Origin of the sequence: Selenomonas ruminantium subsp. lactilytica TAM6421, assembly GCF_000284095.1 — a bacterium.
Lineage (GTDB): Bacteria > Bacillota > Negativicutes > Selenomonadales > Selenomonadaceae > Selenomonas_A > Selenomonas_A lactilytica.
Genome location: NC_017068.1, coordinates 1,301,164 through 1,313,206, shown reverse-complemented (window position 1 = coordinate 1,313,206; position 12,043 = coordinate 1,301,164). Strand labels below are relative to the sequence as shown.

At 51.8% G+C, this 12,043-nt stretch carries 15 protein-coding genes; all 15 read right to left on the bottom strand.

The features are described from left to right. Positions 1-153: 153 nt before the first annotated feature. The 15 genes from nusB to groES all read right to left on the bottom strand — a co-directional run bounded on the left by nusB (position 154) and on the right by groES (position 12,029). Positions 154-582 (bottom strand): transcription antitermination factor NusB, encoded by a 429-nt coding sequence (gene nusB, locus SELR_RS06205; protein WP_014424358.1) that lies wholly within the window; start codon positions 580-582, stop codon positions 154-156. Between the two features lie 36 nt (positions 583-618). Beyond that, a complete protein-coding gene (locus SELR_RS06200; protein ID WP_014424357.1) occupies positions 619-867 on the bottom strand; it encodes a DUF2273 domain-containing protein in 249 nt (82 codons plus the stop codon). A gap of 10 nt (positions 868-877) precedes the next feature. Then, a complete protein-coding gene (amaP, locus tag SELR_RS06195) occupies positions 878-1,453 on the bottom strand; it encodes an alkaline shock response membrane anchor protein AmaP (RefSeq protein ID WP_014424356.1) in 576 nt (191 codons plus the stop codon). A 28-nt stretch (positions 1,454-1,481) separates the two neighbouring features. Beyond that, the gene (locus SELR_RS06190) at positions 1,482-1,883 is read right to left on the bottom strand and encodes an Asp23/Gls24 family envelope stress response protein (protein WP_014424355.1); all 402 of its coding nucleotides are present in this window, start codon (positions 1,881-1,883) and stop codon (positions 1,482-1,484) included. A gap of 174 nt (positions 1,884-2,057) precedes the next feature. Beyond that, positions 2,058-2,615 (bottom strand): elongation factor P, encoded by a 558-nt coding sequence (gene efp / locus SELR_RS06185; protein ID WP_014424354.1) that lies wholly within the window; start codon positions 2,613-2,615, stop codon positions 2,058-2,060. Positions 2,616-2,765: 150 nt separating this feature from the next. Then, positions 2,766-4,385 (bottom strand): hypothetical protein, encoded by a 1,620-nt coding sequence (locus SELR_RS06180; protein WP_014424353.1) that lies wholly within the window; start codon positions 4,383-4,385, stop codon positions 2,766-2,768. Between the two features lie 7 nt (positions 4,386-4,392). After that, a complete protein-coding gene (locus tag SELR_RS06175; protein WP_419789600.1) occupies positions 4,393-5,142 on the bottom strand; it encodes an ABC transporter permease in 750 nt (249 codons plus the stop codon). Further along, positions 5,142-5,900 (bottom strand): ABC transporter ATP-binding protein, encoded by a 759-nt coding sequence (locus tag SELR_RS06170; protein ID WP_014424351.1) that lies wholly within the window; start codon positions 5,898-5,900, stop codon positions 5,142-5,144. Before SELR_RS06170 ends, SELR_RS06175 begins: the two co-directional genes overlap by 1 nt. 3 nt (positions 5,901-5,903) lie before the next feature. Then, positions 5,904-6,845: an ABC transporter substrate-binding protein gene (locus SELR_RS06165; RefSeq protein ID WP_014424350.1), complete on the bottom strand. Its 942-nt coding sequence runs from the start codon at positions 6,843-6,845 to the stop codon at positions 5,904-5,906. A 16-nt stretch (positions 6,846-6,861) separates the two neighbouring features. Then, on the bottom strand, positions 6,862-7,719 hold the full coding sequence (locus SELR_RS06160) for a hypothetical protein (RefSeq protein WP_014424349.1): 858 nt from the start codon (positions 7,717-7,719) through the stop codon (positions 6,862-6,864). Between the two features lie 120 nt (positions 7,720-7,839). Further along, on the bottom strand, positions 7,840-8,226 hold the full coding sequence (locus SELR_RS06155; RefSeq protein WP_014424348.1) for a DUF3783 domain-containing protein: 387 nt from the start codon (positions 8,224-8,226) through the stop codon (positions 7,840-7,842). Between the two features lie 4 nt (positions 8,227-8,230). After that, the gene (locus SELR_RS06150) at positions 8,231-9,031 is read right to left on the bottom strand and encodes an NYN domain-containing protein (protein ID WP_014424347.1); all 801 of its coding nucleotides are present in this window, start codon (positions 9,029-9,031) and stop codon (positions 8,231-8,233) included. 108 nt (positions 9,032-9,139) lie between these two features. Beyond that, positions 9,140-9,916, bottom strand: coding sequence for a DUF6033 family protein (locus SELR_RS06145; protein ID WP_014424346.1), 777 nt, complete (start codon positions 9,914-9,916; stop codon positions 9,140-9,142). Positions 9,917-10,088: 172 nt separating this feature from the next. After that, positions 10,089-11,717 carry a chaperonin GroEL gene (gene groL / locus SELR_RS06140; protein ID WP_014424345.1) on the bottom strand — a complete coding sequence of 543 codons (1,629 nt, stop codon included), beginning with the start codon at positions 11,715-11,717 and terminating at the stop codon, positions 10,089-10,091. Between the two features lie 30 nt (positions 11,718-11,747). Further along, on the bottom strand, positions 11,748-12,029 hold the full coding sequence (groES, locus tag SELR_RS06135; protein WP_014424344.1) for a co-chaperone GroES: 282 nt from the start codon (positions 12,027-12,029) through the stop codon (positions 11,748-11,750). Between the last annotated feature and the right edge of the window lie 14 nt (positions 12,030-12,043).

Sequence of the window (12,043 nt, the reverse complement as noted above, 5' to 3'; positions counted from 1 at the left end):
CCATGAACAGCCTGCCTCCTTGGGAAGGTGTCAGCCCACCGGCTGACGGAAGGGGCATAAGGTACATCCGACCTCAAAAGCCCCTTCCACCGCTTGCGCGGTCCCCCTCCCCCATAGGGGGCGGCTCTTTTTCACAGCTCCAGTCCCAATCACTCACTGAGCCTTCATCATCGCTCCGAGTATGCCGTTGACATAACGGCTGGAATCATCCGTACCAAATTTCTTCGCCAGTTCCACAGCTTCGTTGATGGCAATATTGGGAACCAGTTTCTCCTCAGCAAAACGGATCTCATATGTTGCCAGCCGCGTGATATTGCGGTCCACCGTTGCCATGCGCTCAATCTTCCAATCTTTGGAGCTGGCAGCAATCAGGCTGTCAATCGCTGACAGATTCACCCGGGTACCATGTACCAACGTCTTGATGAACTCGCGGTCACGCTTGCTCAGAGGAGCTTCCAGCTCGCCTAACACCGTATCGATGGCGAGCGTTTCATACTGCTCCTGCTGCTCTGCTTCACCGGGATTCAGATCTAATTGGAAAAGCGCCTGCAGGGCTGCTTCCCTTGCTTGTCTACGACTCATTACTTACCTTCCTTAACATTCTTTATTACAAGCGTTTTACCGCTGAAAACGCTCAAAAAGCATCCACGCTTTCTCACGGAGGCTGCCCAAAGCATCTTCCTCATTATCCAGCTGTGTACCGATAAACAGGCCGATCAGGCCGCAGCAAAGCACGAAAAAAGTATGCCAAAAGCCAAAGCAGAGCACCGCCGTGCCCAAGAGCATGCCAATGATCAGGCCGCAGCTCTTGCCACGGTGTTCCCGCCACATATCGGCCAGCATCTTCTGCAAATCTTCCTTCATCATGCTCACCGCCTTAGACCACACGATGTTTCTTTTCCGGCTGTGCATCGGAAACTTCGGAAATCACCACATTGACCGGCACACTCTCGAGAGCCATGGTGCGGCGAAAATGCTCCTGCACCCGCTCCGTCAAGATCTTGGCCACCACAGACACATCCGCCTCGCGGCCTACGGTCAGATCCACATCCAGCGACAGTCTGGCCGCGCCTTCTTTGGGATTTCTGGCCTTGATGCGCACATTGGCATCCCGTACGCCATGCACTTCCCGAGCCATGCGGTCTGCAAGGCTGCGCATGGCCTCCAACGCCACGCGCACCTCACCCTGAGGCCCGGCATCGATGACATATTCGCCTTTGCTGGTGGACGGATCACCGGGCTTGCGGGAAAACACCGCAAAAAGCAGTTTCACCGCCATCAGCAGGACCACAATGCAGACCATAAAGGTCTCCTGCCGGCCCAGGATATAATGCAGCTGCTTGAGCCAGACATTTTCCGGCAGCACCTGTACAGCTGCTGCGATAATCAGCCCGGACAGACCAATGCAGGCAAGGGACAATAACAGAACAAAAAAACGATTGATTATACTCATAGATTGCGCCTCTTCCGCTGCCTACGCCTTAGCGGACGCGAACCTCTTCCTTGTTCTCCTCATCATCGGGGAAACCGACGCCCTGTACATGGATATTGACCTCCACCACGGAAAGTCCCGTCATATTCTCAATGGCCTGCTTGACATTTTCCTGCGCAGCCAAAGCCACGTCCGGAATGCGAACACCGTATTTCACGATGATATAGAGGTCAACGGCAGCTTCTTTTTCACCGACTTCAACCTTCACGCCCTTGGCGAAATTCTTACGCCCCAGCATTTCGGCAATGCCGCCGGCGATACCGCCGCTCATGCCGGCAATACCTTCCACTTCCGTGGCAGCGAGGCCGGCAATGATGCTGACCACTTCATCTGCGATACGGATTGAACCTAGAGAATTGTCTTTCTTTACCATTTCTTTTGCCTGATCCATTACAAATCCCTCCATATCATCTGACTCACAAACTTAACTTTATTATATCATATTTTCGCGGATAAATAGACAAATTCCTGCAAATTTATGCAAGTCCGTAAGAAATTCTATGCAAAGATAAAAACTGCCGCACCATCAAAATGATGCGGCAGTCACCGTACATCGTGAATTTAATTATGCACGTTCGATATAGTTGCCCGTGCGGGTATCAATGCGCAGTACATCGCCTTCGTTGATGAAGAGCGGCACGCGAACTTCGTAACCAGTTTCGAGCTTAGCCATCTTCGTTGCACCCGTAGCCGTGTTGCCCTTTACGCTGGGTTCGCATTCCGTAACTTCGAGATTAACGGAGTTCGGCAGGCTGATGCCGATGATGCGGCCCTTGAAGGTCTGGAGATTCACTTCCATGTTTTCCTTCAGGTAGTTCAGTGCATCGCCAAGCGTCTCGGTGTTGAGTTCGCTCTGTTCGTAGGTTTCCGTATCCATGAACGTGTACATGCCATCAGCTTCATAGAGATACTGCATCGTGCGGGTTTCGAGATGAGCAGCCGGCATCTTTTCGTTCGGGTTGAACGTACGTTCTACCACAGCACCAGTCTCAACATTCTTGATTTTCGTGCGCACGAAAGCAGCGCCCTTACCCGGCTTTACATGCTGGAAGTCCACAATCTGCCAAACGTTGCCATCGATCTCAATGGTCAGACCCGTGCGAAAATCAGTACTATTAATCATTAACTTACGCCCTCCAATAAATACTTGAATGCTTTTCTAAGCGGTTCAATTTCATTATAACGATACAATTATAGCACAAACGGCTATTGCTGTTCAAGGAATTTTTAATTTGAAGAGTCAGATCCGTCCCACCGGTTATTTTTGCATCCATCAATAGATCAGCATATGCACCTGTGCGGCAAAATCCGTTACCGTTATGCCGAAGACCTGGTTGAAGGCTTTTTTGCCATCGCCGCTTTGGCGGGCGGCGGCCAACCAGCTGTATATGCCCCGCCAGCCATAGCGCTGCACAAGTTCCGCTGCTGCATATTCGCAGAGATTGCTGATGCGTTCACTATCATATGTCTTGCCAGCATCGCGCAGCGCCCTGCCTGTGGCCAGCTTGTCCAGCGTCGGCAGTGGCTGACTCTCCCGCAATTTCTTCCGCCAATAGCGCTGATAAGCCGCAATATCCCCCTGATCGCTCTCTGCCAGCCGGGCGACACCGGCCACATAACTTGCGCCCCGGATCAGCCAGGCCATCTCATTGCCATCATCACTGGCTAGCTGTTGTACGATATACAACCGGTTCAACATGGCCGCACTGACAAACATGCTCTGAACAGGATCCGTTACCTGGGGCACGTTGATAAACAACGTGCTGTTATTCTCGGCCCAAACACTGCCAGCGGCAATGCTTTTGGCCTCAGCCGCACTGATATAGCCATATTCCATCTCCGCAGCGGCAAAATCCTCTGCAGTGCCCACAAAGACCAGCTGATATTCACCTTTAAGGCTATTGCCGCTATTGCGTTTCAGCCAGGATTCCGCCCGTTCCAGCTGCCCCATGAACTGATTGACTGCAGTTTTGTCCACATTATCGCGGATAATCGTATGAAAACGGGCAGGGTGGCTGCATTCCACCTGCCACCAACCCGAGAATTCCTGCAGGAAATCCGTCATCTCAAGGCCAAAGGTCTTGGCAAAAGCTGTCTCCGCCTTGTCATCGGCCAGATTCCGAAAAAATTCCCCCAGCTTTTGCATGGGCTGGCCGGCACCATACTGTTGCAGCAGATAATAAGTCATCACATCAGATAGATCATAGGACTTCGTCCTGCCGGACAATAGCTGCATCCGCCCGTCTTCCGTGGTCTGCTGCAGCTGATCCACCGCAGCCGGATTCCTGGCATACTGCAGAGCAAACTTGGCATCCAGATACCACTTCTCCACAGAGCCTGACCCCATGGCTTCGCTGACAACAGCACCTGCATAATCGGCCGAACCTTCTTCCAGCCAGTAGGGTGTATTTTCATAACTGCTCTTTCCCTGGCTTAGCTCGTGCTGCATCTGGTGGAACAGCTCATGGGCTGTGGTGCTGTAGCGGTTGTTGTTTTGTTTCAGGTTATTCTTATCGCCATTGATGACGCACATTGCCTTGCTGCCCGAAGACTGACCACTGGTGTATTGCGCCTTCTCCTTCACGGTCTCCGGTGAAACATGCATGCGCTCGCGCAGCAGTTCCTCATATTTCCCCCGATCAGCACCGACATATATATCGATGGGGCGCTCCAGCTTCAGCTGGAATTTCTCGGCCATAAACTGCGGAAAAAACTCAGCTGTCTGCTTCACATTGGCCAGGACTTCCTCATCCGGCGTCCCTAAAGTATCCACATACACATGGCCAGGCTCACGGCCGTCCAGCCACGCTCCCTGTTCAAAACTCAGGCCTGCGCTGCATAGGATCATGACAACTGTTGCCAATATAAGCAACCCCGCTGCAATTTTTTTCATAACACCCTCATTTCATCTGCCATCGGCAAAGCCGTTCCTCCATCATATCCAACAAACCAAAAAGCAGCAATCCCAACAGACTCAGGATCACGATACCGGCATACATTTCCAGATAATTCACCCGCAGCCAGGCATCCATGATGAAATAGCCCATGCCATACTGCGTACCAAAGGTCTCAGTAAAAAACAACACCGAAACGGCCGTAGCCATGGCCACCCGAATGGCCGTGATGAAATTCGGCAGAGTGGCCGGCATAAGAATATAGCGGAACACCTGCCGGAAACCGGCCCCCAAGGAATACAGGGGATAATAGGTTTCCGCCGGAATTGCCCAGATACCGTCCCGCAGGGCCACCACGATCTGAAAGACCACAATCAGGAAAATCATGATGATCTTGGACAGTTCTCCCACCCCTGCCAACAACATCAGGATGGGAAGCAATGCGATTTTCGGCACCGGATAGGTCAGATACACCAATGGCGCCAGATACCGATCGGCCCGGACAAAATAGCCCATGATAATGCCCAAAGGATATCCCACCAGCACCGCCAGCAGGATACCGGCCACAATGCGCCACAGGCTATAGGCAGCATGAATGGCAATCTTAGCGGCAAAGATTGCCCCCAACCGCTCAAAGACCAGCCATGGTTCCGGAATAATGGGTAGCTGTACCCAGGAGGCCGCAGCCTGCCACAACAGCAGCAGGAATACCATGCCCAAAAGATACGCCCGCAAAACGACCTTGCTCTTTTTCATCATCGTATCCGCTCTCCCATGGCCTTGATTTTTTCCTTCAATTCCCGGCTCTTGGCAAAAAATTCCGTCGTGGCCTTCCACTTCCGGCTGCCCTGCCATTTATTTTCCATGACTTCAGCTATGGTGCCGGGATTTGTGGACATCAGCACAATCTGCTGGCCCAGATACAGCGCCTCTTCCACATAATGCGTCACCAAAATGGTCGTGATGCCCGCTTCTTCCCAGAGGTCCCGGAATACATCTTGCATTTCCTCCCGGGTGATGGCATCCAGAGCGGAAAAGGGCTCATCCATCAGCAGGATATCCGGCTCCAGCAGGAATACCCGCGCCAGGCTCACCCGCTGCTGCTGTCCGCCGCTGAGTTCCTGCGGATAACGTGTCAACAGCTTCTCCAGCCCCAATTTGCGGCAAAGCTCCTGCATCTTGACCGCTTTTACCTCCGACCAGCCATCCTTGATGCGACAGGCCAGCTTGATATTATCCTCTACCGTCTGCCAGGGAAGCAGCCCATAGTTCTGCGGCATAAAGCCGATCCTCAGATCCTTTGGACTGACCGCTTGTCCGTTTATACGTACCTTGCCGGAATAATCCTGTATGAGCCCTGCCACCACCTTGAGCAAGGTGGACTTGCCACAGCCGGAAGGGCCTATAACAGCACAAACCGTTCCTTGCGGAACGGTAAGGCTGACATTTTGCAATGCGATATTCTCTTGTTTCTGACGCAGATAAGCAACAGTTAAGTTTTCGATTTCAATCATGACTTATTTCTGACTCAACACATCAACCACAAAATCGGCATAGGTATAGTTCTTCTTGATGAGGCCCTTGGCCTGCAGCCATTTCACACAGTCCACCACATCGCTTTCCTTAGGCAGGGCTGCATGATGGTATTCCGGCAACTTCAAGGCCTCCTGCGCCGCAGGCGGGAAACCGCCCTTTTCCACCACAAGGTTGATATATTCTTCCCGCGGCGTATTGTTCAGATAGTCCACTGCTTTGTTGTAAGCCCGATACATGGCCGCCAGTTCTGCCCGGCGATCGTTGGTCGTCTTGGCCGTGAACATGATCACACCAGGATTGATGCCCAGTTCATCGGAACCCGTCACAAACTGACAACCATTATGCACAGCGATGCTGGCCATAGGCTCCGGCAGCGTCGCTGCTGCCAGCTTGCCATTCTGCAACATTTCGAGACGGGTGGGAATCTGCGGGATGATCACCTTGTTGATGCTGTCCGGCTCCATCTTCTCCTTGGCCAGGATCTGATCGGTGACGTATTCAATGATGGTATTGCGGGAAACAGCCACATCCTGCCCCTGCAGATCTGCCACCGTTTTAACATGCTGCTGCTTACCGGCAATCAGCTTATAGCTCCCATCCGTAAAGGAAGTCACCTTCACATTAAAGCCGCCATCCTTGGCAAAAGCCACCGCCAGCATATCCGAAACAGCACCATCGAGGTTGCCGCTCTGCAAGGCCGAGTCACGATCCATGGCGCTCTTATACTGCTGAATATTGACCTCCAGCCCTTCCTCCTTAAAATAGCCCTTCTCCTGCGCTATGATAAAGGGCAGGGAATCCGTATCCGGCATCAGGCCGATTGTCAGGGGCTGCAGCTTTTTTTCTGCATTTTTTTCCGTGCCGCAGCCTGCCAATAAGCCCAAGGTCAGCAGTGCGACAAGCAATACTGCGATTTTTTTCAACGTATATCCTTCTTTCCTATTTGGTTGTCAGCCAGTCACTGAGTAGATTGGCGCCGATTTTAGCATAATAAACAGCCTGATCGATAACATCCTTATTTTCCGCATAGGCGCTTTCCGCTTTGGCCTTTATCTTGCGGGCTTCCTGCTGCATTTCGGCCACGGTATCCAGTTTGGCATCCACATCGTCCAGCATATTCTGCGCTTCCGCAATCGACTGTTTGAGTTTGGCTACATCGCCATCAGCCTGTGCCGCGATGGCCGCATTTTCCTTTTGCTGATCCCTGCGCTTGGCTTCCTTGCCTGTGACCTTGTCCATAAATTTTCCCAAAGTCGAATCCGGCGCGCTCTCTGCCAATTGCTCATTGCGTCCCTTGGCCCGGCTGGCCTTATCTTCCAGCTCCCGTTCCCTCTCCTGCAGTTCTTTTTTCTGTCGTTCCAGTTCCTGCCGGCGGGCCTTCAGATCTGCCTCCTGATCGGAAAGTTTCTGCTCCCGGGCCTGCATTTTCTGCTGTTCCAGCTGATGCTGATTCTGCTTAGCCTCGGACTGATCCTGACTGTAGCCTGCCAGCATAAAACCACCCAGAAGGGCGATGACGAAAACGGCCGCCAGCAGCAAGCCCCGTTTCTTCCCTGGTGTAAAAAAGCCCTTCTTTGTCCGGGAACGTGGCGGCTGTCTATTTTCGGCGGGAAGCTCCCGAACCTTAGAAACCTTATCCGTGTCCGCAACTCGTTTAGGAAAAGCGGGCTGAATTTCCTCCAGATCCGTTTCATCAATACGCGGCAGGGGCTGTGTATCAAACTTTTTTTCCTCTGCGCGATCCTCTTGCGCCACAGGCCGCAGCAACTGCGTTTTATCCAAATCTTCCTGTTTCATTGTTCTTACTCCAATATAGCATATATTACATCATTTGCATTATAGCAGACTCCCCCCTGCCTGTCCAACCTTCCTGCCGGCAAAATAAAGGAGCCCCCTGAAGGGCTCACAAACAGACATTCATTGCGCGGCCAGGGCACCATGCTCTTTCTGCATAGTCTCGCATAAGCGCCGTAACGTCCACAACGTATTGAAAGGTGTCACCACCGCCTTGAACCGGATATGCGGCACCCCTGCATCCTTTAGGGCCAGCAGTACCTCATCCAACCGCTTGTTGCGGATATTCTGCAGAACCATTACCTCATGCGGAAAAACGAAGTCATCCTCGGCCTTCACCTTGGCCGGCTGAAACCCCTTGGCTCCCAGAAGATACCCCACCTTTTCCCGCCAGGCTTCTGCTGGCAGGATTTTGGTGCTGATCCCCAGTTTATGCAGTGTTTTGCAGGCTATGGCCAATTTCTCCTCATCTTGAAACTGATAAAAAAGAACCTGTTCCTGTTTCTTCATGACCTTAGTCCTCCACCCAGCGGGCCATGCCCCGCATCAGCAAATACGTTACCAATTCGTCCATGGAGACGCCCTCTGCCGTCTGCCGCTCCTGCAGGGATTCCCGCAAGGTACGGGGCAGTTTGACCGTCAAATTGCCTTCTGGCAACGATACTGCCGGTTCCTGCTGCTTTGTCTTGCCAACTGCTTTTGCCGTCTTTGTCGTCTTTCCCGTTTTTGCAGTCATGCCTTCTTTCACTTCCTGCACGGGCTTAGCCGATTTATTTTCTTTCGCAGCCTTAACAGGCTTAGCAGCTTTAGCTGGCTTACTTTCCGGCTTGTTCTCGTCCTTGCCGGCAGTTTTGGCCTTGCGAACCGTCTTTTTTTCCTCCGGCGGATAAACCATGAACTCGTCATAGGCGTTGCGCAGCGTCTCACTGGCCTGTTTCGTGCCCACACCGATAATATAGGACGGCGTATCGGAATTCAGGTATTCGGCAATCTTCACGAAATCGGAATCCGTGGTTATGATGAAGAAACGTCTCACCCCTTCGTCATAAAGCAGCTTCGCCGAATCATAAATCGCCGAATCCAGCGAATTCTTCCCCTGGTATGTCCGGCTGATCTGGCGGAAGGTAAATCCCGGCCGCCGCATCAATTTCTCCCAGCGCTTCTGCTCCGGGCGTGCCTCCCAATCCGACACCACAATCGTACGGCAGGGCTGATACCGGCGTGCTTTGCCCAAGGTATAATTCAGCATCTCAAATGGGGCATTTTCAATATCATATAATATTGCTACAACTTCTGTACTGGAATCTAAAGTCATAAAATCCTTCCTTTATTGATACTATATATTTTAAGTTATTCGCGCTAAACAGAAAAAATCCTGCAAAAAGAGGTTCAGAAAAATTTCTCCTCCTGAACCTCTCCCGTTTTATTCCTCGTTTTGTTTCTGTTCGGCAATCTTCTCCCAATCCAGCGCCAGTATATTTTTCAGCAGCTCATCTACAGAACTGCCCTCCACCTGTGCCCATTTGGGCGGCGATGCTTCCGTTTCTGCCTTTTTCTCCTTCTCAGCCTGTTCGTCCGCCTTCTTCTCCTTGGCCTTTTCCAGACGCTCTTCCTGCTCCTCGCTCATCTTCTCCAGCTGGGCAAAAAGCTTCATATTGCCATCTTCCCCGACGGAGATCATCACGCTCTTGAGTTTTACACCTTCACCCAGCTCGCCGCTTTCTTCCATCTTCTTGGTCATACCGACAATGGAATCTACGGTATCCATAACCTTCTTGGCATATTCTTCATCGTTGGCCATGCGCTCCAGTTCATCCTTGGTGAAAACCACGGAATATCCCTTTGTGCCCTGACCATTGAAATTCTTTAAATCCTCTTCTGAATCCACGACGAAGAAATCGTATTTATCGCCATACTGATCCTGCAATTTTCCCAACAGATCCTGAGCTTTGGTGGACAATTCCGGCGATTTCTGTTCATTGCCGCCACTGTTTTCTTCCACAAAAGACTTTACAGCTTTGACCTGCATTTCATAAGCAGCCCGGGCATCAGCTGACAATTCCACTTTGGTATCAGCCCCATACTGAGCCATTGGATCTTTCTCTTCCTGCGCCTTTTGCTTTTTGGCCCCCTCATTTTTTCCCGTCAGAAAACTCTTTTGATAGGACAAAAGCTGCTGATTCCTGATGTTGTTGATCATGTCAATTCCTCCCTTGACATATGACGAAATCCATTTCTTCGGCAAGCCGCCAGCTGCTGACACACCTACCTATTCTTAGTATAGCATAAAGATTCAGAATTGCAACATTCTTTATTATAAGAAAAAAGAGGCCCGAAAGCCTCTTTTCTATCAGAACAGATGTTTTATTTGCTTACATCATGCCCGGCATGCCCATGCCCGGGGCACCGCCAGCCGGCATAGCCGGTTTTTCTTCCGGCTTATCAGCAACCAGGGTTTCCGTGGTCAGAACCATGGAAGCGATGGAAGCAGCGTTCTGCAGGGCAGAACGGGTAACCTTAGCCGGGTCAACGATACCAGCTTTGATCATGTCAACGTACTCATTCTTGAGGGCGTTGAAGCCGATACCTTCGCCAGCCTTCTTTACTTCTTCAACCACAACGGAGCCTTCGAGGCCAGCGTTGTTGGCAATCTGGCGAACCGGTTCTTCGATGGCACGGCGAACGATGTTCACGCCGACCTTTTCGTCGCCTTCCACGTTGAGTTTGTCCAGAGCTGGCAGGATGTCGATGAAGGTCGTGCCGCCACCTGCTACGATACCTTCTTCAACAGCAGCGCGGGTTGCGTTAAGGGCATCTTCGATGCGGTACTTCTTGTCCTTCATTTCCACTTCGGTAGCAGCGCCGATTTCAATAACAGCTACGCCGCCAGCCAGTTTAGCCAGACGTTCCTGGAGTTTTTCCTTGTCGAAGTCAGAAGTCGTTTCGGCAATCTGCTTCTTGATCTGAGCTACGCGAGCTGCGATAGCATCCTTATCGCCTACACCATCCACGATCGTGGTCTCTTCCTTCGTGGAACGGATCTGGCGGGCACGACCGAGGTCTTCCAGCGTCACGCTGTCGAGCTTACGGCCAAGTTCTTCGCTGATAACCGTACCACCCGTGAGGATAGCGATATCTTCGAGCATTGCCTTGCGGCGGTCACCGAAGCCAGGAGCCTTCACAGCCAGAGCCTTGAAGGTGCCGCGGAGCTTGTTAACCACGATCGTCGTCAGAGCTTCGCCGTCCACATCTTCAGCGATGACAGCCAGCTGCTTGCCCTGTTTTACAACCTGTTCCAGGATCGGCAGGATGTCAGCGATAGCGGAGATCTTGCGGTCCGTGATCAGGATATACGGATCATCGAGAACAGCTTCCATCTTGTCCGTATCCGTTACGAGGTACGGGGAGATGTAGCCACGGTCGAACTGCATGCCTTCCACAACGGAGAGGTTCGTAGCCATGGACTTGGATTCTTCCACCGTGATAACGCCGTCTTTGCCGACTTTTTCCATAGCTTCAGCAATGAGTTCACCGGTTTCTTCGTTAGCAGAAGAAATCGTAGCAACCTGAGCGATGTCAGCCTTGCTTTCGATGGTCTTAGCCTTGGACTGGATTTCGTCAACCAGAGCAGCTACAGCCTTGTCGATACCCTTTTTGATGATCATCGGGTTTGCGCCGGCAACAACGTTGCGCATACCTTCATGGATCATAGCCTGAGCCAGCAGGGTTGCCGTCGTCGTACCGTCACCAGCGATATCGTTGGTCTTGGTCGCAACTTCCTTCACGAGCTGAGCGCCCATGTTTTCAAAAGCATCTTCCAGCTCGATGTCACGAGCAATGGTCACACCATCGTTGGTAATGGTCGGTGCGCCGAATTTCTTTTCGAGCACAACGTTACGGCCTTTAGGGCCAAGGGTTACTTTTACGGCATTAGCCAGTGCATCTACACCGCGGCCCAGAGCGCGGCGAGCTTCTTCGTCAAACAGAATCTGTTTAGCCATTTATATTACCTCCAGAAAATACGCTTCGAATCAGAGAATTGCCAGAATGTCGCTCTCGCGGACAATCAGATAATCCTTACCGTCAACCTTGACTTCGGAACCGGAATATTTAGAGAAGACAACTGCATCGCCAGCCTTGACTTCCATAGCAGCGCGCTCGCCGTTCTCGAGAAGCTTGCCAGTGCCCACAGCTACAACCGTGCCCTTCTGGGGCTTTTCCTTAGCCGTATCCGGCAGGACAATTCCGCTGGCGGTCTTTACATCGCCTTCAGCAACTTCGATGACAACTCTTTCGCCCAATGGCTTAATCATAGGTATCTTCCTCC

What these genes read in the sequence shown, in the direction of transcription:
- nusB (WP_014424358.1), bottom strand. Translation starts at nt 582, where the DNA reads ATGAGTCGTAGACAAGCAAGGGAAGCAGCCCTGCAGGCGCTTTTCCAA.
- SELR_RS06200 (WP_014424357.1), bottom strand. Translation starts at nt 867, where the DNA reads ATGATGAAGGAAGATTTGCAGAAGATGCTGGCCGATATGTGGCGGGAA.
- amaP (WP_014424356.1), bottom strand. Translation starts at nt 1,453, where the DNA reads ATGAGTATAATCAATCGTTTTTTTGTTCTGTTATTGTCCCTTGCCTGC.
- SELR_RS06190 (WP_014424355.1), bottom strand. Translation starts at nt 1,883, where the DNA reads ATGGATCAGGCAAAAGAAATGGTAAAGAAAGACAATTCTCTAGGTTCA.
- efp (WP_014424354.1), bottom strand. Translation starts at nt 2,615, where the DNA reads ATGATTAATAGTACTGATTTTCGCACGGGTCTGACCATTGAGATCGAT.
- SELR_RS06180 (WP_014424353.1), bottom strand. Translation starts at nt 4,385, where the DNA reads ATGAAAAAAATTGCAGCGGGGTTGCTTATATTGGCAACAGTTGTCATG.
- SELR_RS06175 (WP_419789600.1), bottom strand. Translation starts at nt 5,142, where the DNA reads ATGAAAAAGAGCAAGGTCGTTTTGCGGGCGTATCTTTTGGGCATGGTA.
- SELR_RS06170 (WP_014424351.1), bottom strand. Translation starts at nt 5,900, where the DNA reads ATGATTGAAATCGAAAACTTAACTGTTGCTTATCTGCGTCAGAAACAA.
- SELR_RS06160 (WP_014424349.1), bottom strand. Translation starts at nt 7,719, where the DNA reads ATGAAACAGGAAGATTTGGATAAAACGCAGTTGCTGCGGCCTGTGGCG.
- SELR_RS06155 (WP_014424348.1), bottom strand. Translation starts at nt 8,226, where the DNA reads ATGAAGAAACAGGAACAGGTTCTTTTTTATCAGTTTCAAGATGAGGAG.
- SELR_RS06150 (WP_014424347.1), bottom strand. Translation starts at nt 9,031, where the DNA reads ATGACTTTAGATTCCAGTACAGAAGTTGTAGCAATATTATATGATATT.
- SELR_RS06145 (WP_014424346.1), bottom strand. Translation starts at nt 9,916, where the DNA reads ATGATCAACAACATCAGGAATCAGCAGCTTTTGTCCTATCAAAAGAGT.
- groL (WP_014424345.1), bottom strand. Translation starts at nt 11,717, where the DNA reads ATGGCTAAACAGATTCTGTTTGACGAAGAAGCTCGCCGCGCTCTGGGC.
- groES (WP_014424344.1), bottom strand. Translation starts at nt 12,029, where the DNA reads ATGATTAAGCCATTGGGCGAAAGAGTTGTCATCGAAGTTGCTGAAGGC.